Annotated in this window: 27 protein-coding genes; 15 read left to right on the plus strand and 12 right to left on the minus strand. The window is 62.2% G+C overall.

Annotated elements, in window-relative coordinates:
- Positions 1-32: 32 nt before the first annotated feature.
- Positions 33-1,217, minus strand: coding sequence for an MFS transporter (locus HX855_RS26315; protein WP_177089859.1), 1,185 nt, complete (start codon positions 1,215-1,217; stop codon positions 33-35).
- Between the two features lie 94 nt (positions 1,218-1,311).
- Here HX855_RS26315 and HX855_RS26320 point away from each other — a divergent pair, with 94 nt between their 5' ends.
- The gene (locus HX855_RS26320; RefSeq protein ID WP_177089860.1) at positions 1,312-2,205 is read left to right on the plus strand and encodes a LysR substrate-binding domain-containing protein; all 894 of its coding nucleotides are present in this window, start codon (positions 1,312-1,314) and stop codon (positions 2,203-2,205) included.
- A 9-nt stretch (positions 2,206-2,214) separates the two neighbouring features.
- Here the strand turns inward: HX855_RS26320 and HX855_RS26325 are convergent, their stop codons facing one another.
- From HX855_RS26325 to HX855_RS26345, 5 genes are all read right to left on the minus strand, one after another.
- Positions 2,215-2,685 (minus strand): Lrp/AsnC family transcriptional regulator, encoded by a 471-nt coding sequence (locus tag HX855_RS26325; protein ID WP_010172103.1) that lies wholly within the window; start codon positions 2,683-2,685, stop codon positions 2,215-2,217.
- Positions 2,686-2,711: 26 nt separating this feature from the next.
- Positions 2,712-4,019 carry an FAD-binding oxidoreductase gene (locus tag HX855_RS26330; RefSeq protein ID WP_177089861.1) on the minus strand — a complete coding sequence of 436 codons (1,308 nt, stop codon included), beginning with the start codon at positions 4,017-4,019 and terminating at the stop codon, positions 2,712-2,714.
- Positions 4,020-4,100: 81 nt separating this feature from the next.
- Entirely contained in the window at positions 4,101-4,940 is an 840-nt protein-coding gene (locus HX855_RS26335; RefSeq protein ID WP_169388908.1) for a transporter substrate-binding domain-containing protein, read from the minus strand.
- 75 nt (positions 4,941-5,015) lie between these two features.
- Positions 5,016-5,780, minus strand: coding sequence for an amino acid ABC transporter ATP-binding protein (locus HX855_RS26340; RefSeq protein ID WP_177089862.1), 765 nt, complete (start codon positions 5,778-5,780; stop codon positions 5,016-5,018).
- Between the two features lie 15 nt (positions 5,781-5,795).
- A complete protein-coding gene (locus HX855_RS26345) occupies positions 5,796-6,761 on the minus strand; it encodes an amino acid ABC transporter permease (RefSeq protein WP_177089863.1) in 966 nt (321 codons plus the stop codon).
- A gap of 215 nt (positions 6,762-6,976) precedes the next feature.
- Between HX855_RS26345 and HX855_RS26350 the strand changes: the two genes are divergently transcribed.
- Positions 6,977-7,384, plus strand: coding sequence for a VOC family protein (locus HX855_RS26350; RefSeq protein ID WP_177089864.1), 408 nt, complete (start codon positions 6,977-6,979; stop codon positions 7,382-7,384).
- Between the two features lie 24 nt (positions 7,385-7,408).
- Here HX855_RS26350 and HX855_RS26355 read toward each other — a convergent pair whose 3' ends face one another.
- Positions 7,409-8,029, minus strand: a complete 621-nt coding sequence (locus HX855_RS26355) for a hypothetical protein (RefSeq protein ID WP_177089865.1) — start codon at positions 8,027-8,029, stop codon at positions 7,409-7,411.
- A 344-nt stretch (positions 8,030-8,373) separates the two neighbouring features.
- Here HX855_RS26355 and HX855_RS26360 point away from each other — a divergent pair, with 344 nt between their 5' ends.
- Together HX855_RS26360 and HX855_RS26365 are read left to right on the plus strand one after the other, a co-directional pair.
- Positions 8,374-8,766, plus strand: a complete 393-nt coding sequence (locus HX855_RS26360) for a YciI family protein (RefSeq protein WP_177089866.1) — start codon at positions 8,374-8,376, stop codon at positions 8,764-8,766.
- A 181-nt stretch (positions 8,767-8,947) separates the two neighbouring features.
- On the plus strand, positions 8,948-9,604 hold the full coding sequence (locus tag HX855_RS26365; protein WP_177089867.1) for a peroxiredoxin-like family protein: 657 nt from the start codon (positions 8,948-8,950) through the stop codon (positions 9,602-9,604).
- A 21-nt stretch (positions 9,605-9,625) separates the two neighbouring features.
- On the opposite strand, the gene HX855_RS26370 is transcribed toward HX855_RS26365, so the two are convergent.
- The 5 genes from HX855_RS26370 to HX855_RS26390 all read right to left on the minus strand — a co-directional run bounded on the left by HX855_RS26370 (position 9,626) and on the right by HX855_RS26390 (position 13,843).
- On the minus strand, positions 9,626-10,522 hold the full coding sequence (locus HX855_RS26370; protein ID WP_177089868.1) for a LysR family transcriptional regulator: 897 nt from the start codon (positions 10,520-10,522) through the stop codon (positions 9,626-9,628).
- 71 nt (positions 10,523-10,593) lie between these two features.
- Positions 10,594-11,844 carry an NAD(P)/FAD-dependent oxidoreductase gene (locus HX855_RS26375; protein ID WP_177089869.1) on the minus strand — a complete coding sequence of 417 codons (1,251 nt, stop codon included), beginning with the start codon at positions 11,842-11,844 and terminating at the stop codon, positions 10,594-10,596.
- A 109-nt stretch (positions 11,845-11,953) separates the two neighbouring features.
- The gene (locus HX855_RS26380) at positions 11,954-12,397 is read right to left on the minus strand and encodes a type II 3-dehydroquinate dehydratase (protein ID WP_177089870.1); all 444 of its coding nucleotides are present in this window, start codon (positions 12,395-12,397) and stop codon (positions 11,954-11,956) included.
- A 16-nt stretch (positions 12,398-12,413) separates the two neighbouring features.
- A complete protein-coding gene (locus tag HX855_RS26385; RefSeq protein ID WP_177089871.1) occupies positions 12,414-13,412 on the minus strand; it encodes an NAD(P)H-quinone oxidoreductase in 999 nt (332 codons plus the stop codon).
- On the minus strand, positions 13,409-13,843 hold the full coding sequence (locus HX855_RS26390) for a RidA family protein (protein WP_177089872.1): 435 nt from the start codon (positions 13,841-13,843) through the stop codon (positions 13,409-13,411). The genes HX855_RS26385 and HX855_RS26390 overlap by 4 nt, the downstream gene beginning before the upstream one ends.
- A 217-nt stretch (positions 13,844-14,060) precedes the next feature.
- Here HX855_RS26390 and HX855_RS26395 point away from each other — a divergent pair, with 217 nt between their 5' ends.
- From HX855_RS26395 to HX855_RS26445, 11 genes are all read left to right on the plus strand, one after another.
- A complete protein-coding gene (locus HX855_RS26395; RefSeq protein WP_177089873.1) occupies positions 14,061-15,035 on the plus strand; it encodes a LysR family transcriptional regulator in 975 nt (324 codons plus the stop codon).
- A 381-nt stretch (positions 15,036-15,416) separates the two neighbouring features.
- The gene (locus tag HX855_RS26400) at positions 15,417-16,934 is read left to right on the plus strand and encodes an amino acid ABC transporter permease/ATP-binding protein (protein ID WP_177089874.1); all 1,518 of its coding nucleotides are present in this window, start codon (positions 15,417-15,419) and stop codon (positions 16,932-16,934) included.
- Positions 16,935-16,969: 35 nt separating this feature from the next.
- Positions 16,970-17,842, plus strand: coding sequence for a phytanoyl-CoA dioxygenase family protein (locus HX855_RS26405; RefSeq protein ID WP_177089875.1), 873 nt, complete (start codon positions 16,970-16,972; stop codon positions 17,840-17,842).
- A gap of 28 nt (positions 17,843-17,870) precedes the next feature.
- Positions 17,871-18,704 (plus strand): ABC transporter substrate-binding protein, encoded by an 834-nt coding sequence (locus tag HX855_RS26410; protein ID WP_177089876.1) that lies wholly within the window; start codon positions 17,871-17,873, stop codon positions 18,702-18,704.
- A gap of 218 nt (positions 18,705-18,922) precedes the next feature.
- Positions 18,923-19,654: a class II aldolase and adducin N-terminal domain-containing protein gene (locus HX855_RS26415; RefSeq protein ID WP_177089877.1), complete on the plus strand. Its 732-nt coding sequence runs from the start codon at positions 18,923-18,925 to the stop codon at positions 19,652-19,654.
- A 27-nt stretch (positions 19,655-19,681) separates the two neighbouring features.
- Positions 19,682-20,359, plus strand: coding sequence for a DUF1028 domain-containing protein (locus HX855_RS26420; protein WP_177089878.1), 678 nt, complete (start codon positions 19,682-19,684; stop codon positions 20,357-20,359).
- Positions 20,356-21,507: an acetylornithine deacetylase gene (argE, locus tag HX855_RS26425; protein WP_177089879.1), complete on the plus strand. Its 1,152-nt coding sequence runs from the start codon at positions 20,356-20,358 to the stop codon at positions 21,505-21,507. The genes HX855_RS26420 and argE overlap by 4 nt, the downstream gene beginning before the upstream one ends.
- Before the next feature lie 385 nt (positions 21,508-21,892).
- Positions 21,893-23,950: a methyl-accepting chemotaxis protein gene (locus HX855_RS26430; protein WP_177089880.1), complete on the plus strand. Its 2,058-nt coding sequence runs from the start codon at positions 21,893-21,895 to the stop codon at positions 23,948-23,950.
- A gap of 67 nt (positions 23,951-24,017) precedes the next feature.
- The gene (locus HX855_RS26435) at positions 24,018-24,386 is read left to right on the plus strand and encodes an SMI1/KNR4 family protein (RefSeq protein ID WP_177089881.1); all 369 of its coding nucleotides are present in this window, start codon (positions 24,018-24,020) and stop codon (positions 24,384-24,386) included.
- 87 nt (positions 24,387-24,473) lie between these two features.
- The gene (gcvA, locus tag HX855_RS26440; RefSeq protein ID WP_177089882.1) at positions 24,474-25,379 is read left to right on the plus strand and encodes a transcriptional regulator GcvA; all 906 of its coding nucleotides are present in this window, start codon (positions 24,474-24,476) and stop codon (positions 25,377-25,379) included.
- 75 nt (positions 25,380-25,454) lie between these two features.
- Positions 25,455-26,282 carry a DMT family transporter gene (locus tag HX855_RS26445; protein ID WP_177089883.1) on the plus strand — a complete coding sequence of 276 codons (828 nt, stop codon included), beginning with the start codon at positions 25,455-25,457 and terminating at the stop codon, positions 26,280-26,282.
- Positions 26,283-26,316: the final 34 nt, after the last annotated feature.

The following is a 26,316-nucleotide window of genomic DNA, read 5'->3' on the forward strand; positions in this document are numbered from 1 at the left end:
CGATGACTTGGCGTTTCGTGGAAACCCATCCTTCACGCCTGCGCCACCTCCCGAGCCGTACGTGAACCCGCACGTCGCGAGCGCCAGCCGAGAACCAGTACCATCAGCAAGCCCAGGCCCGCCATGATTGCGCCAGCCAGGGAAATCGCCGGGTAGCCCAATCCCGCGTTGAGCACCGCCCCACCCAGCGCCGCGCCGATGGCATTGCCGAAGTTGAACGCGCCGATGTTCATGGCGGATGCCAGGTTCGGTGCATCCTTGGCCGCTTCCATCACGCGCATCTGCAACGGTGGCACCAACGCAAAGCTGGCTGCGCCCCACAACAGGATCGACAAGGCGGCAGGCAACGGCCATTGCATGAGTACCGAGAACGCCAGCAGCACGGCAATCAGCACCACGAGGGATGTGATCAAGGTGCGGTCCACCGAACGGTCCGCCGATTTACCGCCCCAGACGTTGCCAAGGGTCAGGCCGATGCCGAACAGCACGAGCATCCCGGTGACGAAGTTGGTCGAGGCATGGGTGACATCCCGCAGAATCGGCGCGATGTAGGTGAACACCGTGAACATCGCACTGGAGCCCACAACGGTCAGTGCCAGCGCGGCAAGCACCGGCCCACGGCCCAGCACGCGGATCTCGGCCATCAGGCTGCCGCCTTTGGGGGCCGGCGCATTCGGCAGCGCCCACCACAGGGCGGCCATGACCATCGCGCCGAGCCCGCTGATGCCCCAGAACGCGGTACGCCAGCCGAAGTTCTCACCGAACCAGGTGGCCAGGGGCACGCCGCCAATGGTTGCCAGGGTCAGCCCCAGGAACATCGCCGCGACGGCCCCCGCGCGTTTGTCTGGCGCCACCACGCTCGCGGCCACGATCGAACCGATGCCGAAGAATGCACCGTGGTTCAACGAGGTCACCAGCCGCGCCATCATCAGGGTTTGGTAGTCGGGCGCCAACGCCGACAGCAGGTTACCCAGGGTGAAGATCGCCATCAGGCCGATCAGCAGGTAACGGCGTGGAACCCTGGCGGTCGCGAGGGTCATGATCGGCGCGCCGATCAGCACGCCCATGGCGTAGGCGCTCACCAGCAACCCGGCGGCGGGAATGGACACATCAAGATCGCTGGCGATCCCGGGCAACATGCCCATGGGGGCAAACTCCGTGACACCGATGCCGAAGGCGCCGATGGACAGTGCTAAAAGCGGTGGGTTGATACGCATGGGTGGCTCCTCATCTGTGTGCCAAATGCTACAATCCTGCCTTTTCCAGCAGTAGCCCCAGGTGGGCCACGACAGCTTTGCGTAGAGCGCACAAATGGACATAGCCGGGCGGTCAGGGGAGATGGCGGTATTTGCCATGGTGGCGGAGCAGGGCAGCCTGTCGGGCGCGGCGCGTGCGTTGAGCCTCACGCCGTCGTCGGTCAGCCGGATCATCGCGCGTATCGAGCGGCGAATCGGTACCCGGCTGCTGCTGCGTACCACCCGGGCGATTACGCTCACCGCCGAGGGCGAGGCCTACCTGCGCGGTGCTCGGCGCATCCTGGCAGACATGGCGGAAGTCGAAGATGCAATCACCGACCAGGGTGTGCCCCGGGGGCGCTTGAGAGTCAGCGCGGCGCTGGCCCACGGACGGCTGTCGATCGTGCCGCTGATTGCCGCATTCAGCGCGCGCTACCCGGCCATCGTGGTGGATCTGCTGCTGGGAGATGAGGTCGTGGACATCCTGGGTGGGCAAGCGGACGTGGCGATTCGCTTTGGCCTGTTGGCCGACAGCCCGTTGACCGCGCGCCTGATCGGGGCCACCGGGCAGCTCATCGTGGCCTCGCCGGACTATCTGCTGCGCAACGGCACACCGCTGGTGCCCCAAGACTTACTCGACCACAACTGCCTGCGTTTCAACTTTCGCCGGGCAGCGCCCGACTGGCCGTTTCGCCAGGACGGGCGCGATTTTTCGCTGAAAGTGGCCGGTACGATCGAGGGCAACAGTGGGGAAGCGTTGTCCCAGTTGGCGAGGCTGGGCGCAGGCATTGCGCGCATTGGCGCGTTCAGCGTGGCCGACGATGTGAAAAGCGGCCGTCTGGTGCCACTGCTTGAAGCCTATAACCCGGGAGACCGGGAGCCGATTCACGCGGTGTTCGTCGGCGGCTCGGCGATGCCGGCGCGGGTGAGGGCGTTTGTCGATTTTTTGGTGGAGCATCATCAGGCGTGACCGGGCACTTCACACCGTCAGTTTCCGACTGAACTTGGTCTCCATCACGATGTGGGAAGCCGTGTGCGCCACCCCCTTGATCATGTTGATCCGGGTGAGCTCGGCGTTGAGTTCACTCAAGGTCGTAGTGGCCAGGTGAATGATGAAGTCGGACTCACCCGAGACCGCATACACGGCCTGCACCGCTTCCATTTTGCGCAACGAGGTCATGACATCGGTGTAGCTCTTGTTGGTGCAGGAGGTCATGGTGAAGCAATTGATCGTCTGCTGAAGCCGGTCCTGGTCGATGCGCACGCTGTAGCCGGTGATGACCCCGGCCTTTTCCAGGCGGGTGATCCGCTCCTGCACTGAAGAGCGCGACACCCCGAGCTTGCGGGCCAATGACGCAGTGGGTTCGCGTGCGTTGGCCTGCAGCAGGCCAAGCAACTGCCGGTCCTTGTCGGTGAGGTTAAACAGTGGGCCGGGATTCTGCGTTTCCATGGACACGTCCTTGACCTCGCTCGGGTTCAGTTTTTATGAGTTGCCCTGTGTTGCGAACGCCTTTCCTGAAACATGTCCATCATCTTCAGGCCCGCGTACACCGTTTGTGCGGCCGCCGGACCGAGGGGGCCGCCGTTCCATTCCAGGCCGTAGGCATCAAACAGACGGTAGCGATCGGTTTCGCCACAAATCGCCTCGGCGATGACGCGTGCGCCGATCGGCGCGGTGTTCATACCATGGCCACCAAATGATGTACATGTCCACAAGCCTTTCCCGAGCGGGCCTATGTGCGGCATTTTATGCCGCGCATAGCCCATCAGCCCGGACCAGGCTTTTTCGATCTGGATGCCGCGCAACTGTGGGTAAACGTCGAGGATGTCTTGCGTCAGCAACTGCCCCAGGCGTTTTTCATCTTGCAGGTTGCGGGTGGTGATGCGACCGCCCCACAGCAGGCGGTCGCCCTCGACGATTCGGTAATAGTCCGAGGCCCGACGGTTATCGCCCACTGCATCGCTGGTACACACGGCCTCCGCCAGGCGATCGCCCAGATGCTCGGTCAGCACCGCGTAGGTTGCGATGGGCAGGAAGGCGCGGCGCAGTTTGCCGAACTCCGGCCCGCCATAGCCGCCGCAGCAGTACACCACCTGGGCACAATCGACGTTGCCCTGATCGGTGACGACCCGGTGTCGTCCGTTGCGGCTTTCGACGCGGGTCATGGACGAGCGCTCATGGATTTTTCCGCCGCTGGCTTCGATAAGCCGGGCCAGGCCGAGGCAATAATTCAAGGGGTGGAAGTGAAAACCATGGTTGTCCCGCAGTGCCTGGAAATACCGCTCGGTCTTGAGCTTTTCGCGCACCGCCTGGCGGTCCAGATAGTCGAGGTGAAAGTCGAAATCCGCGGCCATTTTGTCGCGCATGCGCTGCAGGTTCTCGCCATCCTCGTAGCGAACCACGCTCAGTTTTCCGGGCGTGGGTGTACAACCCGGGAATTGATGAGCGGCGAGCATGCCCCGAACAATATCGACCCCTTCGAGCGACAGTTTGAACAGCGCGGCGGCTGTCGGTTTGCCGCAGCGCCGTTCGATGGAGGACAACCCTTCGGACCAGCCTTGAAGCACAAAACCGCCATTGCGCCCTGACGCTCCCCAGGCCACACGGCCCGCATCGAGCAGCACCACGGACTGCCCGCGCGAAACCAGTTCCCACGCGGTGCTCAACCCCGCCAGCCCGGCGCCGATGACGCAGACATCGGCCTGGACATTGCCTGACAGCGCCGCACGCTCAGTCGTCTCGCGCATCGTGGCGGTGTAGTAGTTGTTGTTGTAGGTGTACATGAAGTCCGTCGTCCTTTTTTCGCGGCGCAGGCGTACAGCGCGCCGCGTCGAGGACGGGCGCCTGTATGGCCTGTGGGGTTTTTATTGCACCTGGGTGAGGTCGGCGCCGTACCATTTTTCAGACAGCTGCTTGAGTGTGCCGTCGGCTTTCATGTCGGCGACGATCTTGGTCAGCGCACTGTTGAACGCTTCATCACCCTTGTCCACGGCGATAGCCAGGGGCTCGTAGTAGGCCGGTTTGCCTTCCACCCTGACGATGGGGTAGCCATTCTTGATGGCCGCGACGATGGTTGGAAGCGCGGACAGGGTGGCGTCCAGACGGACCCCGTTACCCATGCGCAGGTCATCCAGCGGGCCCATGCTGTCGCCGTACGTGCGAACCTCGCCGGGTGTGACGTCATAGGTAAACGGCGGCACATCGGCGGCGTCGATCTTGAGGCGACGATTGATGTAGTCCTCCGAAGTCGTACCGGCCTCGACGCCGATAATCTTGCCGTTCAGGTCCGCCAATTTGGCTGCGGCAGCGTCCTTGTGCACGGCAAATACATACGGCGTGTAGTAGTAGATCGCGGGAAAGTCCAGCACCCGGGTGCGCTCGGTGGTGGGGGTCATGGAGCCCACCGACAAATCCCAGCGGTTCGACCAGCGGCCTGCGGTGATGATCCCGTACTCGGGCGTCACGAAGTCGACTTTGCTGCCCAGGCGTTTGCCGATTTCGCTGGCGACGTCGATATCAAACCCTTGCAGTTTATTGTCCGGCCCCAGGAACGATTGCGGTGGCCAGTTGGCGGAGGTGGCCACTTTGATCACCTTGGTTTCATGGATACGGTCAAGGGTCGAGCCCGCCCAGGCGGTGCCTGTGAGGCCGGCGAGGGCGGTGGCGACAGTGGCTGCTGCGACGAAGCGAGTGAGCGAGATCATGGGTAAGCCTCCAGGTAGCTTGAATGCAGTTCTTGTTGTTTTTGTCGGTGACTTCGCAAGGTTCGGCGGTGCTTCTCAATGGCTGAGAATCTGCGACAGAAATTCCCGGGCACGCTCGTGCTGCGGGTTGTCAAAAAACTCAGTGGGTTTGGCTTGCTCGATGATGCAGCCCTGGTCCATGAAGAGGATTCGGTCGGCAACCCGTCGTGCGAACCCCATCTCGTGGGTGACACAGACCATGGTGATGCCGTCCTGGGCCAGTTCGCCCATCACGTCCAGCACCTCCTTGACCATTTCCGGGTCAAGCGCAGACGTGGGTTCGTCGAACAACATGATGCGCGGGCGCATGCACAGGGCGCGGGCAATGGCCACGCGCTGCTGCTGACCGCCCGAGAGCTGGCTGGGGTATTTGTCGGCCTGGTCCCGGATGCGCACCCGGTCAAGGTATTCATAGGCCAGCTCGCGCGCCTGTAGCTCGCTGAGCTTGCTCACCAGGCGGGGCCCGACCATGAGGTTCTCCAGCACCGTCATGTGGGGGAACAGGTTGAACTGTTGAAACACCATGCCGACCTGGCGCCGTATGCCGGCCACACAGGCGGCATCACGGGTCAACTCGGTACCCTCGATAAATACGTGGCCTTTCTGAAAGTCTTCCAGCAGATTCAGGCAGCGAATCAACGTGGACTTGCCGGAGCCCGACGGCCCGCACACCACCACGATTTCACCGCTGGCAATGTGCAGGTCGATGCCCTTGAGCACATAAAAATCGCCATACCATTTGTGCATGTCTTGAATCGAGATGGCGGGATACGGGGCAGGGGCTACTGAGGGCTGGTTCATCGTCATGCTCCTGGTTCAGCGATGGGCGCGGTTGAAGTGCTTTTCCAGGCGGGCCTGGACGGTTTCCAGCACGATCGACAGCAGCCAATACAGCACCGCTGCCGTGATCAGCATCTCGAGGTGACGGAACTCGGCGCGTCCTTGTGTTCTCGCCAGGAACATCAGCTCCCAGACCCCGATCACCGACACCAGCGAGCTGTCCTTGAGCATCGAAATGAACTGGTTGCCGGTCGGCGGAATGATCAGCCGCATGGACTGCGGCAGAATCACTCGGGTCATGGTCTGGAAAGGATTCAGGCCAATCGCCCGCGAAGCTTCCCACTGGCCCCGCGAGATACTGCTGATGCCAGCACGGAAGATCTCTGTCATGTAGGCGCCATAACACAGTGAGAGCGCCAGGATCCCGGCTGGGACGGCCCCGACGACATAACCGAGTTGAGGGATACCCAGGTAAATCAGATAGATCTGGATGAGCAGCGGAACACCGCGGAAAAAGGAGGTGTAGAAGCTCGCAATCGCAATCGCGAAGCCGTTGGAAGACAAGCGGGCGGTGGCGCCCAGCAAGGCCAGGACGAACGCAATCGCAATCGAAATCGCCGACACGTAGACGGTAGTGAACACCCCTTGGGTGATCATGAAACCGATCTTGGTCGCAATGAAACCGTAGGAAAGATTGAAGGTGTCGAAGAACAACAGGAACAGCACCAGCAGTTCGCACCACACCGTGATGATCTGCGCCCGCAAGGGAAACCGGCCAAGGATGAACAGGTTCAGCACCACCGTGACGGTGAACGTGCCGCCCACTGCAATGTCACGCGCCAGCGGTGCCTTCAAGTCAAGAACGATGGGCCCCATCAAGTGGGAAAGGCGGCTTTGGCCCACCCCGCAGACCAGCGTGATGATGAAAATCACCACCGCGACCGCTCCCATGAATGCGGGGCTGTCCGTCATGCGGGCCTTGACGATATGGTCTTTGTACATGGCTGACGTGCCTTGGGGTGAGCCCCTTTATTGTTGTAAGTCCATTATGGGTTGGCGAAATGTCGGGCGGCACCCTGCGAACTGTTGGGATTTACGGTTTTATCAGGCGTATGAGGGGAGGGGAGCCCTACATCTGTAAGGTGAAGTCATCAGGCTTTCGCCAGCCATCATTTCGCGCCAGACTCCTGGGCATTCATCGCCCAAGGGTAGCTGCCATGATTTCCCATGTGTTTTTAGGTACAGGTGATTTTGATCGGGCTTTTGCGTTCTATTCGAAGGTGATGGCTGAGTTGGGCCTCAGGTTGAAATTCTGTGATGCGAATAAGCCGTGGGCCGGTTGGGTGGCCGAAACCGCCCCTCGGCCACTCTTCGTCATTGGGGCGCCATTTGATGGACAACCCAGTGCACCGGGGAATGGGCAGATGGTGGCGCTGCTTGCGCCCAGTCGGGAGGCGGTGAGAAGAAGTTATGCAGCCGCCTTGGCCCTCGGCGGGGTAGGCGAAGGGGCGCCAGGGTTAAGGCCTCACTACCACCCTGACTATTACGGTGCGTATTTTCGGGACCTGGATGGCAACAAACTGTGTGTGTGCTGCCATGATCCCAAAGGGGCAGACCACGTTTAGATAACGGTGGCCTGACCCCAAGGCTCACTTGATCAAGTCAGGCCGAGTGGACTTCAGCATCGCTGTGCTGACCGAGCCTTGAACCGAGCAAGTGACCATACCTTTGCTGGTCTTGGCCACGTCTTGCGAAGCCGGTTCTACCATCAAAATCCGTTCTGCCGTGTCGGTGACCAACTTGCCTGCATTGTCATCGCCGTTTTCCGGTACCCAGGCTGACTGCTTGTGCGACCAGATTTGCGCGCGGGCGTAAATCCCGTTGGCGCTCTCCAGGTGGCTGCCCGGTACTTTATTCAACTGGGCGTAAAGCTCATCGGGTGCCTGCTGGGTGTAAAAGCCCCAGCCAATGATGCGTGAGCCCATCAGGTCCTGGTCTTCCACAAAAAAGCCGGTCAACGCGACGCCATTGAGCGTGACCGGCGTGTCGAACACCCACCGCTGCCCCATGTCTGTCTTGGTGCCGCCACTGAAGGTGATCTTGCCGTTGGCCAGCGCACTGGGAATGCGTTCCTTGAGGCCCGGCTGATTGACCACGGCCAGGGAGTTTTCGTCACAGGCGAGAAACGTTTGCAGCGGGGGCGTGGCGGCGAAGCTGCTGGCGCAAGTCACCAGCGCGGCGAAAGGGAAGAGCAGTTGATGCCATTTCATTGAGTGACTCCTGGGGTAAAAATGAAGATCTTCTATGCGACACCGTGGGAACACGCGAGTCCTGATGAGTGGCTGGGATTGCGTGTAGCCGAGGCTGGGTGGGAGAGTTTGTTCTCTGTTAAACGGCCAGTACTTGCAGGCATAGGCCGTTGAGATTTCCCGTCATCGCCAGTGTGTCGGCAAGGGCGATGAAGACATGAGCAGGCAATGGAGCAAGGTGCCGTGACTCGTCCAAGGTGAGTTCCATTCTTGCTCGGAATAAATCTTATTCCTCCCGCTGGCCTATACCGGCCGCTGCGAATGTCCCTACATTGCCCGCCTGATATTTCTCTGCAGGTGCAACGATGGGACACACGCGAGTCACGCGGGAGCAGGTGCTTGAAGCGAGCAAGGGGATGCTCCAGAAGCAGTTTTATGCGGTCTTTTCCACGCCCGCCGACGGGATCGGCGCGGTGATGGAGAACCTCCATCAACACCTTGAGCACCAATGCAAGATCGAGCGTGAAGGCATCCTGGTTGCCGCAGGGCCGCATTGGAGTGATGACGAGCAGTATTGGGATGGGGACGGCCTGTTCATCATCCGCGCAACGTCGATCGAACAGGCCAAGGCGATCGCCGCCGAAGACCCGATGCATCAGTGTGGGGCGCGTACGTTTTCGGTTCGTCCGTGGCTGGTCAATGAAGGGCGGCTTAATGTGCAGGTCGAGTTCTCGACCGGGAAATTTACCTTGAGTTAATTGCCCTCATTCATCCGAAGCCCAGCGCGATTGCCGGGCTTTTTTTTGCCCTGACGCAACGCATTCCTCCAAAGAATAGTTCCTATGCTTGCGGTCTCTCTACTGCGGCGCCCTGCAAACAGGAATGCTTGTCTGGCGATCAAAACCGGGCGGTGAACCGCCCCTCTGTCAGGAACCGAACATGACTCTTCAAGCAAAACTCGATGCATTCAAAGCGGACTTCGTTGCCGGTAAACCACCCTACAACGCGCCACCCCAGGTGCACGCGCTGATGAAGCGTGCCACCGACGAACTGATTGCCAGCGGCCAGGCCGAGCGCGCCTTGAAGGTGGGCGACAAGGCCCCCGTCTTCAAGCTCAACGACCCGGACGGCAAGCCTGTTTCCTCGGTGGAGTTGTTGGCCAAAGGGCCGCTGGTGATTACGTTCTACCGTGGCGCTTGGTGCCCGTACTGCAACATGGAGCTGCAAGCCCTGGAAGACGCCTTGCCGGCGTTTCGTGAGCTGGGCGCAAGCCTGGTGGCGATCTCTCCGCAGAACAACGTGAACAGCCGCAAGTCGGTGCGTGACAACAAGCTGAGCTTCCCGATCCTGTCGGACACCCTGAGCGAAGTGGCCGATGCCTTCGGCCTGCGTTTCAACTTGCCCGACTACCTGGTGGATCTGTACAAGTCCTTCGGCAACGACCTGCCGGCCTTCAACAACGACCCTGCCTGGGTGCTGCCGATGCCGGCACGTTTTGTGATCGGCCAGGACGGCGTGATCACGTACGCTGAGGTCAACCCGGACTACACCCGTCGCCCGGACCCTGCCGAGCTGCTTCCCGCGCTGCGCGGTTAACGTTTGCTGGCACCAGGGCCGTCACGGATGTGGCGGCTTTTCCATCAGTTGCTCCACATAGTCCACAAAGGCGCGGGCCTTGGCACTCGCCATTCTCCCGGTGGGGAAGATCGCCCACAGGTCCAGTTCCGGCAACGTCCAGTCCGCCAGCACCGGGACCACTTCACCCCTCGACAGCTCTGGGCTGAACATCCACTCCGACGACACGGTGAGGCTGTAGCCCGACAACACCGCCGTACGTACGCCCTCGGCCGCGCTGACCCGAATCCGCCCAGAGAGAATGACCGGTTGCTCGGCCCCGTCTTTTTTGAAGGTCCATGCGGTGCCACCGCCGCCCAGCGCATAGACCACGGCTTCGTGATTCACCAGGTCGGCGGGTGACGTGGGCAGCCCGTGGTGTTCGAAATAAGCCGGTGTCGCCATCACCCGCCGTTGGCATTGGGCGATTTTTCTCGCGGTCAAATTCGAGTCGCTGAGATCGCCCATGCGCAAGGCTACGTCGATGCCTTCTTCAATCAGGTTCATCGAACGGTCGTCCAGCCGCAGGTCCACGTCCAGCAGCGGATGCAGCGTCAGGAACTCGCCAAGGTGGGGAAGGATGTGCAACCGGGCAAAGGTGGTCGCCGCCGAAATACGCAACGTGCCGCTCAGCCCGGCCGCCGAACCGCGCGCGGCGAACTCGGCTTCGTTCGCCCCCTCGATCACCTTGAGGGCGTGCTCAAAAAACAGCGTGCCGGCCTCGGTGGGCGTCAACCCGCGCGTGGAGCGGATCAGCAGGCGCACACCCAGGCGTTCTTCCAGCTGTGCGATGGTTTTTGAGACAGCGGGTTGCCCGACGTCCAGACGCCTGGCAGCCGCAGAAAAAGAACCGGTCTCTACCACGTAGACATAGGTTTCCATCGCCGCCAGCCGATCCATCCTGTTCTTCCCCGCACTGATTCAACTCGAGGGGGGCAGTCTGCCGGGATTGCCGGGGGCGCGCCAGTGAATCAAGGCTTGCGATAAGCCTTGTAGTCGTTCTGCAAGACGATATGGTCGGCCACGTACTTCGCATCGTGCCAAACCCCGTAGATAAACGACGACGCGCGGTTTACCAGGTTCGGCAGGCCCAGGAAGTAGATGCCGCTTTCCGCCGAGATTCCACGCTTGTGGAACGGCTCGCCTTTCTCATCAAACGCATTCACCTTCAGCCAGCTGAAATCGAAGCTGAAACCCGTGGCCCACAGAATCGTCGTCACGCCGGCGGCGGCCAGGTCCAGGCTCAGGAGCGGGTTCACCAGGCACTCCGGATCCTCCAGCAATGCCCACGCCTCAGGCTCCGGGGCAAACGGCAGGCCGTTCTGTTCGATATAGGCGTCGGCATCGCGCAGCACATCAAAGTAAGCGCGGTCACCTTCCGCCACGTTCGCCGCCAGGCCGGGTTCAAACTCCATCACGCCGTCTTCCCATGACCGGGTGACGCCCACCAGGGTGATACCCAGGTGCGCCAGGCGGCGGAAGTCGACGGTCTTGCCGCCTTCGTAGCCACTGACGGCGAACGCCACATGCTTCTTCTTCGGCTGGATCTTGACTTCATCCCACAAGCCCAGCGCCCCCAGCCACCAGCAGTAATCCCGGCCACGGTAGGCGCGGGGAGGGCGATAGTGTTCGCCCACCGAGAGGTACACCGTCTTGCCGGCTTTTTGCAGTTCTTCGGCAATTTGCGAGCCCGAGGCGCCAGCCCCTACGACCAGCACCGCACCCTCTGCCAACTGGCCGGGATTTTTGTAGGCCGACGAGTGCAGCTGCTGCACCTTGGCGTGCTCGGGCACCAGGTTCGGAATGGACGGACGTTGAAACGGCCCCGTCGCCGCGACCACGTTAGTCGCCTCGATCACGCCGGCCGAGGTGGTCACCTTGAACCCGGGCCGGCCGCTGTGCCGTTCCACTTGCTGGACTTCCACCCCGGTGCGCACCGGCGCCTTCAGCATGTTCACGTAGGCTTCAAAATACGCGGCCATGCGTTCTTTCGGCGGGAAGCTCTCAGGGGAAATACCCTCGAATTTCATGCCCGGGAAACGGTCGTGCCAGGCCGGGCCGTTGGCGACCAGCGAGTCCCAGCGTTCCGACCGCCAGCGCTCGGCGATGCGGTGGCGCTCCAGCACGATGTGCGGTACGCCCATGAGTGAGAGATGCTCGCTCATGGCGACCCCCGCCTGGCCTGCGCCGACCACCAGGGTGTTGATTGTTTCAACTGACATGTGAGCTTCCTAAAGATAAGCGACCATCGACAGGGGACAGTGTGCTCAAGCGCCCGTCACCCGGAAATTATGCTTTTTGAACGCAGAGGTTAGGCAAAACCAAAGCGCTTCAATCGGCCGCCAACAGCTCGGCCACCGCCGTCAGGGCCAGGCGATAGCCCAGTGCGCCAAGGCCTGCGATCACGCCGGTGGCGGCCTTGGACACGTAGGAGTGATGCCGGAAACGCTCGCGCTTCCAGAGGTTGCTCATGTGGGCTTCGATGATCGGGCCGTCGAACGCCAGCAGCGCATCCAGGATCGGCACCGAGCTGTAGCTCAGGCCGGCGGCGTTGATGATGATCCCGTGGGCGTTGAGCCGGGCTTCCTGAATCCAGTCCACCAGCACGCCTTCGTGGTTGCTCTGGCGAAACTCCAGGGTCAGGCCCAATTCGCTGGCGTGGCGTTGGCAGCGGGCTTCGATGCTGGCAAAGCTTTCGCTGCCGTAGGTGCCGGCGCTGTCCAGCCCATACAGGTTGGCGTTGGGGCCATTGAGGAAATACACGGTGTGGGGCATGGGAAACTCCAAGCGATTAGTCGACCGTCAGCAATACCTTGCCGATATTGGCGTTGGCTTCCAGCAGGCGATGGGCGTCGGCGGCCTGGCTCAGGGGCAGCCGGGCGTGGATCAGCGGGCTCACCTGGCCGGACGCGAGCCACGGCAGCAGATGTTCATGAATGCACGCCGCCAGCCGGGTTTTTTCCGCGTCGCTTTTGGGGCGCAATGTCGAGGAGGCCAGGCTCAGGCTTTTGCGCATCAGCAGTTGCAGGTCCAGTTCGATCTTTGCGCCTTGCAGGAATGACAGGCTGACGTGCCGCCCACCCATTGCCATCGCGGCGAGGTTGCGGGCGATGTAAGGGCCGCCGACGTTATCGAGCACCACGTCCACACCACGGCCTTCGGTGCACGCGTTCACCACGTCGACGAAGTCTTCCCGATGGCGGTCGACCGCACGCCAGACGCCCAGTGCTTCGAGCATGGCGATTTTCTGCGGGCCGCCTGCGGTGGCAATCACACAGGCACCGGCCGCTTGCGCGCACTGCACGGCGAAGCTGCCGACGCCGCTGGCGGCACCGTGGATCAGCACGCTGTCACCCCGTTGCAGGCGCCCCAGTTCGAACAGGTTGTGCCACACCGTAAACGCCGCTTCCGGCACACCGGCGGCATGCTCCAGCGACAGGGCAGCGGGCACCCGCAGGCAATGCCCGGCGTGGGCGACGCAGTACTGCGCGTAGCCGCCGCCATTGAGCAACGCCATGACGCGATCACCGGGCACTAACCCGTCGACGCCATCGCCCACGGCGACCACGGTGCCTGCTGCTTCCAGGCCCAGCACATCGCTCACACCCGGCGGTACCGGCAGGCCGCTGCGTTGCATCAGGTCCGGGCGATTGACCCCGGCGGCGGTCACGCGAATCAGCACGTGGCCGGCGTGGGGAACCGGCACCGGGCGCTGCACCCCTTGCAGCACATCAGGCCCGCCGGGTTCGCGGGCGATCACCGCACTCATTCTCTCGGGAAGCGCGCTCATGCCGGTTGGCCGGGGTTCCAGTCATCCGGCACCACGGCGATCACGTCGATTTCCATCAGCCACTCCGGCTGGCCCAGGCCCGAAATCACCAGGCCGGTAGAGATCGGGAACACGCCCTTGAGCCATTTGCCGACCTCCCGGTACACCGGCTCGCGGTAGCGCGGGTCGATCAGGTAGGTGGTGGTCTTCACGATGTGCGACAGGTCGGAACCGGCTTCTTCCAGCAGTTGCTTGACGTTTTTCATGGCCTGCTCGGCCTGGGCGCGCGGGTCGCCGAGGCCGATCAGGTTGCCGTCGAAATCGGTGCCGATCTGGCCCCGCACATAAACGGTGTTGCCGGCGCGCACGGCCTGGCACAGGTCGTTGTCCAGCGACTGATTGGGGTAGGTCTGCTGGGTGTTGAACATGCGAATACGGGTATGAGTGGGCATGGCTGGCGACTCTTGGGGAGCGGAATACATCCAGCTTCACATTGCGCCTGCGCCCGCGAAACCAGCATTTGCGCGGGGTAATGCTTAGGCAAAACCGAAGCGCCATGGCCACGCCCGGGCGTCAGGCCAAAACAGGACCCGGCATGAACCATGCAACGCTGTGGTTCAAGCCGTCGGCGCCAGCCGGGTGTCGGCTCATTGATGAAGTGGAGGCGTGATGCTCAGTCGTATTACCCAGCGCCAACTGGAATATTTCGTGGCTTCCGGTGAGGCAGGCAGCATCAGTGCGGCGTCTGAACGCATCCACGTGTCGTCGCCGTCTATCTCGGCGGCCATCACCCACATGGAGGCCGAACTCGGTATCCAGCTGTTTGTTCGCCACCACGCCCAGGGCATTTCCCTTACGGCGGTGGGGCGCCAGGTGATGCAGGAGGCCAAGCTGATCCTGGAGCAGATGACCAACCTCTACACCATTGCGTCCGAGTCGCTGAACACCGTGCGCGGCCCGCTGCGGGTGGGGTGCCTGGAATGGCTGGCGCCGATGATCACCCCCGAGCTGGTGTTCGGTTTTGGCCGGGCGTTTCCGGGGGTACGCATCACCCAGGTGGAGGGCAACCACGAGGAGATGCTGGAAAAACTGCGCAGCGCCGAGATCGATATCGCCCTGACCTACGACCTGGTGACCAGTGAAGACATCGACTTCCAGCCCCTGGCGCAACTGCCGCCCTATGTGATGGTGGGCGAGCACCACCCGCTGGCCAGCCTGTCGGCAGTGAGCATGCTCGACCTTGAGGATTACCCGTTGGTGCTGCTGGACTCGCCCTGGAGCCGGGAGTATTTCCTCAGCTTCTTTATGCAGGCGGGCACCACCCCGAACATCATCATGCGTTCCAGCAACCTGGAAACCGTGCGTTCCATGGTCGCCAATGGCATCGGCTATTCCTTCGCCAATACCCGGCCCAAAGCCAGCCTTTCCCAGGACGGCAAGCGTTTGATCCGCCTGCGCTTGTCGGGGCCACATCGGCCGATGCAACTGGGTTACGCCACGGCGAGCAATACCCAGTTGTCCCGCGTGGTGTCGGCGTTTGCCGAGCGTTGCCGGATGTTCGTGTCCGACCAGTACATCCCGGGCATGGCCGCCCCCAGCTTTTTTGATGCCCATGCGGTGCGCAGCCCTAACACGGTGAGCTGAACGGCCTGCTTTCTGGCTGTTTTGTGGGAGCTGGCTTGCCTGCGATGCGGGCACCTCGGTCTTGCAGGTACACCGCGGCGCTGCCATCGCAGGCAAGCCAGCGCCCACAAGGGATTGTGTTTGCAGTGCACCAAAAGATGGCGCCGGCCTGCAGTGCAGGCGCGGTCCCGCACCAATACGAGACAGGCTGTTTCAGCAGCCCCGTCGTCACCCAGGGAACGGTGACGCTGCGTAGGTTCTCCCTACCCACTAGGCCGGCTTTTACGAATTGACCCCAAGGGCCTCCTCCCACGAATCTCAGTCCATCGGTGCAGATCAGGGTTCGACCTACACGTTGAGCATTCGGTGGGCATTTTCATTTTTTTGTCGAGCACAGTGACGATGACTTTCAACTGGAATTACATGTTTGGTTTGCTGGCCGATGCCGAGTTCTGGCGGGCGACATGGACGGTTATCCAGCTCAGTTCCTTGACCTGGGTCCTGAGTATCGCGCTGGGCTTTCTGCTGGCCCTGGCCAAGCAATCCAAACATGCACTGATCAGCCTGCCGGCGCGGGGCTACATCTGGTTGTTCCGTAGCCTGCCCCTGTTGGTGCTTCTGATCTTCATCTACAACTTGCCCCAGGCGATTCCCGCCACGTCAGTGATTCTGGCCGACCCGTTCTGGTCCGGCCTGCTGGCCCTGGTGATCTGCGAAACCGCCTACGTGGCCGAGATTCACCGGGGCGGCCTGCTGTCGATTCCCAAAGGGCAGGGCGAGGCCGCCCGGGCGCTGGGGCTGAAGTTTTTCGGGATTCAGTGGCGGGTGGTGATTCCCCAGGCACTGCGGGTGGCACTGCCGTCCCTGGCCAACGAATACATCTCCATCGTCAAGCTCACTTCACTGGTGTCGGTGATCTCGCTGACCGAGATCCTGATGGTGGGCCAACGGCTGTACTCGCAAAACTTCCTGGTCATCGAGACGATGGCGGCGGTGGCGTTTTTCTACGTATTCATCGTCACGGTGTTCGACTTCCTGCTCAAGCGCCTGGAGCGTTTTCTCGACGTCAACCAGCGCAACGTTTCCCGGGTTCCCGATGCCGCAGTGCTTGCGCTGGCGACCCAACAACATTCCGCCCTGCAGCGCCCCATCAGCACTGAAGGCCCCGCGCTGCAGGCTTCCCGGTTGCACAAAGCCTATAACGACATCGAAGTGCTGGGCTCGGTCAACCTGCAGATCCAGCCCGGTGAAGTGGTGTCGGTGATCGGGCCTTCGGGCTCCGGCAAAACCACCCTGATTCGCCTGCTCAATGGCCTGGAGCAACTGGATAACGGCGAGATCAAAATCAACGGCCAGCCGTTCATTCACCTGAATAAAGTCGGTGCGCAAAAGCCACAGTACGTGGAGCACGCCGAGCACCGGCTGAACATCGGCATGGTGTTCCAGAGCTTCAACCTGTTCCCCCATTTGAGCGTGCTCGACAACCTGCTGATGGCGCCGAAGTACCACCGCCTCGCAAGCGCCGAAGTGCTGAAGCAGCAGGCTTACGCGCTGCTGCACAAGGTCGGCATGCTCGACCACGCCTGGAAGTACCCGCACCAGCTTTCCGGTGGCCAGCAGCAGCGCGTGGCCATCGCCCGCGCCCTGATGATGCGCCCGCAAATCATGCTGTTTGACGAGCCCACCTCGGCCCTCGACCCGGAAAAAGTCAACGAAGTCCTGCAAGTCATCGAAGCCCTGGCCCAGGAGGGCATCACCATGGTGATCGTGACCCATGAGATGAATTTCGCCTTCAAGGTCTCCGACCGGATCGTGTTCATGGAGAAAGGCCGGGTGGTTTGCGACGACACGCCGCAGGCGTTGCGCAGCGGCGAACACCTACGCGTGGAGGCGTTCCTCAAGGACGTCTCGCTGGCGTGACCCCACTAACGTTCGAGCCACAAGAGAGCAACACCATGATCGAGCAAGCGCACATTGAACAGTTCCACCGGGATGGCTTTCTGGTGGTGCAAGACGTGCTGACGGTGGACGAAGTGGCCGCGTTGCAGCACGACTTCGACCGCTGGGTAGAAGACAGTCGCAGCCACGATCAGGGCTGGGGCGAAACGGTGGATGGCCGAGCGCGTTTCGACCTGGAAGGCGACCACCGCCCCGATCATCCTTCGCTGCGTCGAGTGAGTTCGCCCACCGAGATTTCGCCGGCGTACCACCGCGTGGCGCTGCACTCACGGATGGCGGCGATTGCCGCGCAACTGATCGGGGGCAGCGGTGCCCGTTTTCATCACAGCAAGATCAACTCCAAGTTGCCCCACACTGCGACGCAGGTGAAGTGGCACCAGGACTTTCTGTTCACGCCCCACAGCAACGACGACATCGTCACGGCCTTGCTGATGGTCAGCGAGGTCACGCCGCAGAACGGCCCGCTGACGGTGATTCCCGGCAGCCACAAGGGCCCGCTGTGGTCGCACTGGCACGACCAGCGTTTCACCGGCGCGGTGGACACCACGGTGGTCGACGACCTGTGCCAGAACCCGGTGGCCTGTTATGGCCCGGCCGGCTCCGTGTGCTTCATGCACACCCGCCTGTTGCATGCTTCAAGCCCTAACGAGACCGAACTGCCGCGCACCCTGTTCATCAGCGTCTACGCCGCTGAAGACGCGCTGCCATTCGGCGAAAACCCGCTGCCCAGCGCACACGCCGGCCTGATGGTGGCCGGTGAAGAAAGTGGCCTGGTGCGTTCCACGGAAAACCACATGCGCTTGCCGCAGAAGCCCCGTGGCGCCTCTTTCTTTGTGCAACAGGCCGGCCAAGATTCCGTCACTGCCTAACCTTCTTCTCACCTTGCAGGGAATTACCATGACAGCGTTTCACATGATTGCTCGCCCTATTGCCGTGTGCCTGCTGGGCGCTGCGGTTGCAATGACGTCCTTGGCGGCTGCGGCCTTCCAGAAAGACGGGAAAATCGTCGCCGGTTCCGACGTGACCTTCTTTCCCTATGAGTACATGGACAACAACAAGCCTGCAGGCTTTGATATTGAGTTCATGGACGGCCTGGCCAAGACCATGGGGCGCACCGTCGAGACCCTCGACACGCGCTTCCCCAACCTGATCACCGGCTTGCAGGCGGGGCGGTTCGACGTGACCAACTCGTCCATGTACATCACCGCCGAGCGGGTGAAAGTCATCGACATGATTCCCTACCTCAAGAGCGGCGAATCGATCCTGACCCTCAAGGGCAGCGAGTTCCAGCCCAAGACGCCGGAAGAATTCTGCGGCCACAAGATCGGCTCGATGGGTGCCACCTCCTGGCTGGCGCAGATGCACAAGCTGTCGGATGAGTACTGTGTGAAGAAAGGCCTGAAGCCGATCGCCATCAGCGAGTACAGCACCGACCCGCAAACCACCCAGGCCCTGCTGGCCCATGCCGTTGAGGCGCAGATCACCGACGCGGCCGTGGCCCGTGGTGCCGTCGACAAGCTGGGCGGGCGTGTGGTGATTTCTTCCGACACCTTGATCTACCCGGTGTTGAACGGCTTCGGTGTGAAGAAGGGCAATGACGAGGTCAAGAACGCCTTGATCGAAGGCATCAAGACGTTCAGCGCCAGCCCTGAATACGCCGCGTTGCTCAAGAAATACAATTTCCAGGCGCCCACCGATGCCGACATCGCCGAGCTGATGCCGAAGTCCTGATGACACACCGTTCACTTAAAGGACAGCACCAAACCTGTGGTGAACGAGCGTGTTGTGGCGAGGGAGCTTGCTGTGGCGAGGGAGCTTGCTCCCGCTGGGCCGCGAAGCGGCCCCCTCGTTTTATCCAAGCGAATGGGACTGCTGCACAGTCCAGCGCGAGCAAGCTCGCTCGCCACAATAACCCCCTCGCCATCTAATTGCCCTGCGGAGAAAGCTACATGGCGTTATCACACGAAGAGCAAACGCGCATCGACCTGGCGGCGACCTTCCGCATCGTGGCGCACCTGGGCATGCATGAAGCGGTGGCCAACCATTTCAGCGCGGCGGTATCCGCCGACGGCAAACAGTTCTTGCTCAACCCGAAGTGGAAGCACTTCTCGCGTATCCGCGCCAGTGACCTGTTGCTGCTGAACGCCGACGACGCCTCGGGCGCCGACCATCCCGACGTGGACCCCACCGCCTGGTCGATCCACGGGCAGATTCACCGCTTGTTGCCGCAAACCCGCGCCGTGTTGCACCTGCACCCGGTGTACACCACCGCCGTCGCCTGCCTGGCCAACCCCCATATCCCGCCGATCGATCAGAACACCGCGCGCTATTTCAATCGCGTGGCGGTGGATGGGTTGTACGGCGGCATGGCCGACACCGAGGCCGAAGGCGTGCGCCTGGCGGGCTTGCTGGACGGCAAGCGCCGCTTGTTGATGGGCAACCACGGGGTGATGGTGACCGCCACGTCCATCGGCGAGGCATTCGATGATATCTGGACCCTGGAGCGCGCCTGCCAGATCCTTGTCACGGCATGGTCCACCGGCCAACCGCTGCGGGTGCTGTCTGACGAAGTGGCCGAAAAAACCGCGCGGGGCTGGGAAGGCATCGCGGATTTCTCGCAACGGCATTTTGAAGAAATGAAGCAGTTGATGATCGACGCCGACCCTTCGCTGCTCGACTGATTTGATCCCTTAGAGACAGGAATTCCCATGACCTTTTCGGTTGTCGCCCGCTGTGCCGAAACCGGCCAACTGGGCATCGCTATCAGCTCGTCGAGCATTGCCGTAGGCGCCCGTTGCCCGTGGCTGCGGCCAGGCGTGGGCGCGGTGGCGTCGCAGAACATCACCTTGCCGGCACTCGGCCCGCACACCCTGGACCTGTTGGCCCAAGGCGTGGCGCCGAGTGAGGCACTGGCCGCCGTGCTCACTCCGCAAAGCCGCAGCGAGTATCGCCAGGTGACCGTCATTGATAGCGCCGGCAGAACCGCGCACTTCAGCGGCGGGCAGACCCTGGGCATTCACCACGCGGTCAGCGGCGAACACTGTGTGGCCGCGGGCAATATGCTGGCGAACACCGGCGTGATCGACGCCATGGTGCGGGCTTTCGAAGACACCCCTGGGCACCTCGCCGACCGACTGCTCGCCGCCCTGCAGGCGGGTGTGGCCGGCGGCGGTGAAGCGGGGCCGGTGCATTCCGCCGCGCTGGTGGTGGTGGGCGACCACCTGTGGCCCATCGTCAACCTGCGGGTGGACTGGGCTGACGCCGACCCGATTGGCGAGCTTGAGCAACTCTGGCAGGCCTACTGCGGGCAAATGCAGGACTACATCGACCGCGCCATCAACCCGCAATTTGCCCCGGGTTACGCGGTGCCGGGAGATGACCGATGAGCCAGAGCCGCGACCTGCTGGCCCAACTGGTCAGCTTCGACACCACCAGCCGCGAATCCAACCTGGCGCTGATCGACTTCGTGCGCAATTACTTGCAGCACCACGGCGTGAGTTGCGAGTTGTTGTTCAATGAGCAAAAGAGCAAGGCCAACCTGCTGGCGACCATCGGCCCCGCAGGAGTGCCGGGCATCGTGCTGTCTGGCCACACCGACGTGGTGCCCGTGGACGGGCAGCGCTGGAGCGTCGCGCCGTTCGAGCTGACCGAGCAGGACGGCAAGCTGTACGGCCGTGGCACCGCTGACATGAAGGGCTACATCGCCTGTGTGCTGGCCAGCGTCCCGGCGCTGGTGCAGGCGCCGCTGCGCATGCCGGTGCATATCGCGCTGTCTTACGACGAGGAGGTGGGCTGCCTGGGCGTGCGTTCGCTGATCGAAGCGTTCCACGCAAAGCCGGTCAAACCCTTGCTGTGCGTGATCGGTGAGCCGACCGAACTCAAGCCGGTGCTGGGCCACAAGGGCAAATTGGCGATGCGCTGCGAGGTGCATGGCGCGGCGTGCCATTCGGCGTATGCGCCGTCGGGTGTAAACGCTATCGAATACGCCGCGCGGTTGATCCTCGAACTGGGCCGGCTCGGTGACGAACTCAAGGCGCCGCACCACCATAACGTGAGTTTTGATCCACCTTTCTCCACCGTGCAAACCGGCATGATTGCCGGCGGCAAGGCACTCAATATTGTCCCGCAAAACTGCAGCTTCGACTTTGAAGTGCGCTCGCTGCCGGCGCAGGATCCCTGGCACGTCGCGGACCAATTGCGCGGTTACGCCGAGCACACGTTATTGCCGGCGATGCAGGCAGTCAGTGAGCAGTGCGCGATCCACTTCAGCGAGCTGTCGAGCTACCCGGGGTTGTCGACCTCGGTGGAGAGCCAGGCGGCTGAATGGGTTGCCGACTTCTGCGGCTCGAAGGCGTTCGGCACCGTGGCGTTCGGCAGCGAAGGCGGGCTGTTTGACCAGGCGGGCATTCCCACCGTGGTGTGCGGGCCGGGCAGCATGGAGCAGGGTCACAAGCCTGATGAATTCATCAGCGTGGCGCAGCTTGAGGCCTGTGACCGGATGCTGGAGCGGGTGTTGGCGTTTGTCAGCCAGTAATCTGACTCCCCCCACCTATTCAGCAACACTAACCCTGTGGCGAGGGAGCTTGCTCCCGCTGGGCTGCGCAGCAGCCCCAAAACAGGCACAGGTGTTCTCTCAAGGAAATACCGTTTGCAGGATCAGGGCTGCTTCGCACCCCAGCGGGAGCAAGCTCCCTCGCCACAGAGGGTTACCGTTCTGCCACCGGTGCTGAGTGCTTTTGCCCCATTTTCGTGCGTGCCCGCAGATTCCGTCGACTACAGCTCCCTATCCAACGGCCTTCCTCCAGCGGTCCGTTTCTTGCTTGTGCCAGCTTAATCAATGACATGGCATTTTGCCGTCAGTCATTTCCAGGCTTCAGCCATGGTTGCTGTGTGTGGGTAGTTCAGGGGAGTTGTCGGACATGCAAAGTCTTTTGTCGCCAGGAATCCGCCTGCTTGGACGTTTCGGATTTGCGCGCAAGTTTCAGATACTGTTTTTTCTGTTCATGCTGCCCCTGGCGGGCAGTCTGTGGATGATCGCCCAGGAGTACCGCACCAAGCTGACGGTGATTTCCACTGAGCAATCCGGTGTGCGCGAACTGCTGGCGCTGGATGCCCTGGACGCCCAGCTCACCGCCCAGCGCAACCTGGCGGCGCGCTGGAAGGCCGCGGATATCCTCCACGACCAGACACCCGCCGCCAAAGCGGCGATGAACGCCGTCGACACCAACTTCCCCCTGATCCTGCAAAGCGTGCAGGCCTTGGGTGAGGCGCTGAAAGCCCAGAACGCCAGCGCCGATACCCTGGCGCGTTTTGAGGCACTGCAGGCCTCGGTCAAGGGCATGGACTCGCCCTCCCTGCGTACCGTGGGTTGGTGGCCGGATGGCTACGACCGCTTCACGTCTGCCCTGAGTGCAATGCAAACCCTGCGTGAGCAGATCACCATGGACGCCGGCTTGATCCTCGACCCCTGGCTGGAAACCTACTTGCTGATGCAGATTTCCACCCAGCAGACGCCTGACCTGATCGAGCGAATCGGGCGCATGGCAAGTGTCGGGCAGTCGTCCATCGCCTCGGGGCAGTTCACCTTGCAAAGCCGTTTGCAGATGCGTGACCTGCGCGGGCGCATCGGTGATGCCCGGGACCAGTTGGTCAAGGCCGCTACCTCCCTCAAGGCCAAGCAATACCCGGGGCTGCAACCCTGGATCGGGCAATACGACGACAGCCTGCAACAGTTGGACAACGAGCTGAAAGCCCTGGACGAAGGCGTATTTGGCGGCACCATCAAGCTCGATACCACCGCTTTCGAACGCAGCGTGGACGGCATGCTCGGCACCCTGGGCGCATTGCGTAAGCAGTCGCTGACCTCGCTGGATGCGCGCCTGGATTACTACCGCGGCAGCGCCATCAAGCAGTTCATTCCGGTGGCGGTGACGTTCAGCGTGCTGGCGTTGGCGGCCCTGTACCTGTTCGTGTGCTTGCAGGCCTCGATCCGCCGCAGCGCCAGTGGTATCACCACCCTGGCCGAGTCCCTGCGTGACGGTAATCTGTGCGTGGAGGTGGCGGTGGAAGGGCGTGACGAACTGGCAGTGATCAGCACCGCGCTCAACGTGGCCGTGGTGCAATTGCGCACCAGCCTGCTGGGGGTCAATCACGAGACGCAGCAGTTGGGTTCTGCGGTGCTGACGCTCAACTCCCAATCGGGCAGCACGCTGACTGAAGTGGAAGACCAGCAGCAACAGATCAGCCAGATTGCAGCGGCGGCCACGCAGTTGGCCGCGACCTCCATGGGCGTCGCCAAAAGCTGCGAGCAGGCCTCCGGCAGCGCGCAGAAAACCCGGCAAATTGCCGAGGACAGCAGTCGCGACAGCCAGCGCACCACCGCGAGCATTCAACAACTCAACCAGCGGTTGACCGACACCGCCGACGCCCTGGAACGCGTCAACCAGCAGGGCCAGCAGATCCAGTCAGTGGTCGACACCATTCGCGGCATCGCCGAGCAGACCAACCTGCTGGCGCTTAACGCGGCCATTGAAGCGGCGCGGGCCGGTGAGCAGGGCCGGGGGTTTGCGGTGGTGGCCGATGAGGTGCGCAGCCTGTCCCAACGCACCCAGGCGTCCACGGCGCAGATCGCCGGCACGGTAGACAGCTTGCGCTCCACGGTGAGCCAGGCGGTCACGCTGATGGGCGCGGCGTGCGAGCAGGCGGTGACCGATGCCGCGTCCGTCACGGGCCTGGGCCATCGCCTGGGCGAGATCGCCAGTGCCGTGCAAAGCGTCACCGATACCCTGGCGCACATCGCCACGGCGGTTGAGGAGCAGGCGGCTACCGCGGATGAGGTGAGCGGTAATATCCAGCAGGTGGATCAGGCTGCCGGGCGCTTGCTCGACGGCGCGCGGGCGGTGAATCAGGCAGCGGACAGGTTGAGCAAGGGCAGCCGTGCCTTGAGCGACAACACCGCGCGGTTCCAACTGAGTTGAGGCTGTGTCGACGGGGCAAACTGTGGTATTCAGCACGCACCCCTTCGGCGCGCCAGGTACTGTCTCGATGACCTCAGATCCTTTCCGTATTCCCACCGATGCTGAAATCGAAAAGGCGGCGCGCAACCTGAACTTCCCGTTCCCTGTCGCCTACATTGAGTTCCTCAAGGGCGGCAGCGACGTGGCCAATGCGACGTTCGAGCCGGCGGTTATCCTGCCGGGCACCACCCATCTCGACTTGTTCGAAATCGCCCAGGCCGCCTGGAACCAGATGGGGGTGCCAAAGGAGTGGTTGCCGTTTATTGAGGACAACGGCGACTACTTCTGCGTGTCACAAACCGGGCAGGTTCGGTACTGGTCCCACAATGGCCCGACCCCTGAACGCTGGCCGAGTTTCTCGGCGTGGTTTCAGCAGGTGTGCGTGGCGTGTGAATAAGCGGGCGGCTGTCGACGGGTGAGTGGAATGCTCTATCATGAGTTTCCATTCATAAAGGGCGGGTGACTGCCCCCGAGACGCGTTGCCATGAGAGACCTGCCCCCCACCTCCACATTGCGCGCCTTCGAGGTTGCCACGCGGCACGCCACGTTCACCTCGGCGTCAGAAGAGCTGCATGTCACTCAAAGCGCCGTCAGCCATCAACTCAAGCACCTTGAAGCGCTCTGGGGCCTGCAGCTGTTCCAGCGCGGCAAGTCACTCAGCCTGACGCCCGCCGGGGCGGCCCTTGCGCCGATCGTGCGTGAGTTTTTCATGAACCTTGAGGCCACGCTGGCGGACCTGCGGGAGCAAAAGGGCAGGGTGCGGCTCAAGGTCAGTACCACCTATTCCTTCGCGTTGAAATGGCTGCTGCCGCGCTTGCCGGGCCTGACTCAGCAGCATCCTGAAATACTGGTCACCCTGGACTCCAGTGACAAAGCCATCCATTTCTCCGGCGCGGAAGCGGACGTGGCGATCCGCTTCGGCAACGGCAATTACCCGGCGCTGTACTCGGAGTTCCTGTTTCGGGAGCAGATTTTTCCGGTGGCCAGCCCTGACCTGTTGAAGCGCTTTGGCCTGCCACGCACCCCGGCCGAATTGCTGCGCTATCCCTTGCTGATGCGAGACGGCGCCGACCTGGTGCCGAAGTGGGAAGTCTGGTTCCAGCACGTCGGGCTGGGAATTTCGCCGCTCAAGGAGAGCGTGCGGTTTGCGGATACCAACATGACGATCGAGGCGGCATTGCTCGGCCAGGGCATCGCGTTGGCCCGCAGCGGGCATGTGGAATCCGAGCTGAGTGACGGGCGCCTGGTCAAGCTGTTCGAGGTGCCGTTCCCATCCCCCGTTGCCTATTATTTTGTCTGCCCCAAAGGCCTCGAATCCCAGCCGCACATCGTCAGCTTTCGTGCCTGGTTGATGCAGGAGGCCGTAAAAGCCGGGTTGGCTTACGAATAAAGCATGAGGATTTACTCATTCTTTAATGAGGAGACTTCGTTTCAGTTAAGGCTTCGGTTTGCTTAGGATGGGCCCATGCCTTATCACATCATTCTCTTAGTACTCTTTGCCGCCTTACTCCATGCCAGTTGGAACGCGCTGCTGCGTGGCGGCGCCGACCGGCTGTGGTCGATGACGGTCATGTGCCTGGCCGTCGCCATTGCCAGTGGTGCAATCGCCGTGTTCCTGGAGCCGCCGGCACCCGCCAGCTGGTTCTATGTGGTGCTGTCGGCAGTGCTGCACGTGGGCTATAACCTGTTCCTGGTGCGCAGCTACAAGGTGGGTGACCTGGGGCAAACCTATCCGATTTCACGGGGCTCCTCGCCGGTATTGATCACCCTTGGCGCCGCGGTATTTGCCGGGGAGAGCGTTTCGGCCAGCGCGCTGCTGGGGATTGCCCTGGTGTCTGGCGGCATTGTTTCGCTGGCGTTCAGGGGCCGTCGGCTGGCCGTTCCCAGCCTGCCATACGCCTTGGGTACCGGGTTTTTCATTGCCGCCTATAGCGTGACAGACGGCATCGGCGCGCGCCTGTCCGGTGCCCCGATGGCCTACACGGTCTGGATGTGCGCCTTGTGGGGTGTGCTGATGCCGGCGGTGTATATCGGCCTGCGCGGGGCGAAGAGTTTGTTTTGCGTGCGGCCCGGCTTCTTCACGGCGTTCGCCGGTGGGCTGGTGTCGCTGCTGGCCTACGGCATCATCATCTACGCCATGGCCGGTGCGCCCATGGGCGCGGTGTCGGCGCTGCGCGAAACCAGCGTGTTGTTCGCGGCGTTGATCGGTTATTTCTTCCTGGGTGAGACATTGACGGTTCGAAAGGTGCTGGCGTGCGTGGTGATTGCCACCGGCACACTCCTGATCGGCTGACACCCGTAAAGCATTACCCACCACCACATGAGGT

Source organism: Pseudomonas sp. IPO3778, assembly GCF_013386825.1.
Classification (GTDB): Bacteria; Pseudomonadota; Gammaproteobacteria; order Pseudomonadales; family Pseudomonadaceae; genus Aquipseudomonas.

Excerpts from the sequence above, each read along its gene's own strand:
- HX855_RS26325 (WP_010172103.1), bottom strand. The coding sequence starts at position 2,685 with ATGGAAACGCAGAATCCCGGCCCACTGTTTAACCTCACCGACAAGGAC.
- HX855_RS26330 (WP_177089861.1), bottom strand. The coding sequence starts at position 4,019 with ATGTACACCTACAACAACAACTACTACACCGCCACGATGCGCGAGACG.
- HX855_RS26390 (WP_177089872.1), bottom strand. The coding sequence starts at position 13,843 with ATGCCCACTCATACCCGTATTCGCATGTTCAACACCCAGCAGACCTAC.
- HX855_RS26420 (WP_177089878.1), top strand. The coding sequence starts at position 19,682 with ATGACCTTTTCGGTTGTCGCCCGCTGTGCCGAAACCGGCCAACTGGGC.
- HX855_RS26355 (WP_177089865.1), bottom strand. The coding sequence starts at position 8,029 with ATGAAATGGCATCAACTGCTCTTCCCTTTCGCCGCGCTGGTGACTTGC.
- HX855_RS26405 (WP_177089875.1), top strand. The coding sequence starts at position 16,970 with ATGATCGAGCAAGCGCACATTGAACAGTTCCACCGGGATGGCTTTCTG.
- HX855_RS26385 (WP_177089871.1), bottom strand. The coding sequence starts at position 13,412 with ATGAGCGCGCTTCCCGAGAGAATGAGTGCGGTGATCGCCCGCGAACCC.
- argE (WP_177089879.1), top strand. The coding sequence starts at position 20,356 with ATGAGCCAGAGCCGCGACCTGCTGGCCCAACTGGTCAGCTTCGACACC.
- HX855_RS26365 (WP_177089867.1), top strand. The coding sequence starts at position 8,948 with ATGACTCTTCAAGCAAAACTCGATGCATTCAAAGCGGACTTCGTTGCC.
- HX855_RS26375 (WP_177089869.1), bottom strand. The coding sequence starts at position 11,844 with ATGTCAGTTGAAACAATCAACACCCTGGTGGTCGGCGCAGGCCAGGCG.
- HX855_RS26350 (WP_177089864.1), top strand. The coding sequence starts at position 6,977 with ATGATTTCCCATGTGTTTTTAGGTACAGGTGATTTTGATCGGGCTTTT.
- HX855_RS26380 (WP_177089870.1), bottom strand. The coding sequence starts at position 12,397 with ATGCCCCACACCGTGTATTTCCTCAATGGCCCCAACGCCAACCTGTAT.
- HX855_RS26320 (WP_177089860.1), top strand. The coding sequence starts at position 1,312 with ATGGACATAGCCGGGCGGTCAGGGGAGATGGCGGTATTTGCCATGGTG.
- HX855_RS26370 (WP_177089868.1), bottom strand. The coding sequence starts at position 10,522 with ATGGATCGGCTGGCGGCGATGGAAACCTATGTCTACGTGGTAGAGACC.
- HX855_RS26335 (WP_169388908.1), bottom strand. The coding sequence starts at position 4,940 with ATGATCTCGCTCACTCGCTTCGTCGCAGCAGCCACTGTCGCCACCGCC.
- HX855_RS26315 (WP_177089859.1), bottom strand. The coding sequence starts at position 1,217 with ATGCGTATCAACCCACCGCTTTTAGCACTGTCCATCGGCGCCTTCGGC.
- HX855_RS26345 (WP_177089863.1), bottom strand. The coding sequence starts at position 6,761 with ATGTACAAAGACCATATCGTCAAGGCCCGCATGACGGACAGCCCCGCA.
- HX855_RS26360 (WP_177089866.1), top strand. The coding sequence starts at position 8,374 with ATGGGACACACGCGAGTCACGCGGGAGCAGGTGCTTGAAGCGAGCAAG.
- HX855_RS26395 (WP_177089873.1), top strand. The coding sequence starts at position 14,061 with ATGCTCAGTCGTATTACCCAGCGCCAACTGGAATATTTCGTGGCTTCC.
- HX855_RS26400 (WP_177089874.1), top strand. The coding sequence starts at position 15,417 with ATGACTTTCAACTGGAATTACATGTTTGGTTTGCTGGCCGATGCCGAG.
- gcvA (WP_177089882.1), top strand. The coding sequence starts at position 24,474 with ATGAGAGACCTGCCCCCCACCTCCACATTGCGCGCCTTCGAGGTTGCC.
- HX855_RS26445 (WP_177089883.1), top strand. The coding sequence starts at position 25,455 with ATGCCTTATCACATCATTCTCTTAGTACTCTTTGCCGCCTTACTCCAT.
- HX855_RS26415 (WP_177089877.1), top strand. The coding sequence starts at position 18,923 with ATGGCGTTATCACACGAAGAGCAAACGCGCATCGACCTGGCGGCGACC.
- HX855_RS26430 (WP_177089880.1), top strand. The coding sequence starts at position 21,893 with ATGCAAAGTCTTTTGTCGCCAGGAATCCGCCTGCTTGGACGTTTCGGA.
- HX855_RS26435 (WP_177089881.1), top strand. The coding sequence starts at position 24,018 with ATGACCTCAGATCCTTTCCGTATTCCCACCGATGCTGAAATCGAAAAG.
- HX855_RS26340 (WP_177089862.1), bottom strand. The coding sequence starts at position 5,780 with ATGAACCAGCCCTCAGTAGCCCCTGCCCCGTATCCCGCCATCTCGATT.
- HX855_RS26410 (WP_177089876.1), top strand. The coding sequence starts at position 17,871 with ATGACAGCGTTTCACATGATTGCTCGCCCTATTGCCGTGTGCCTGCTG.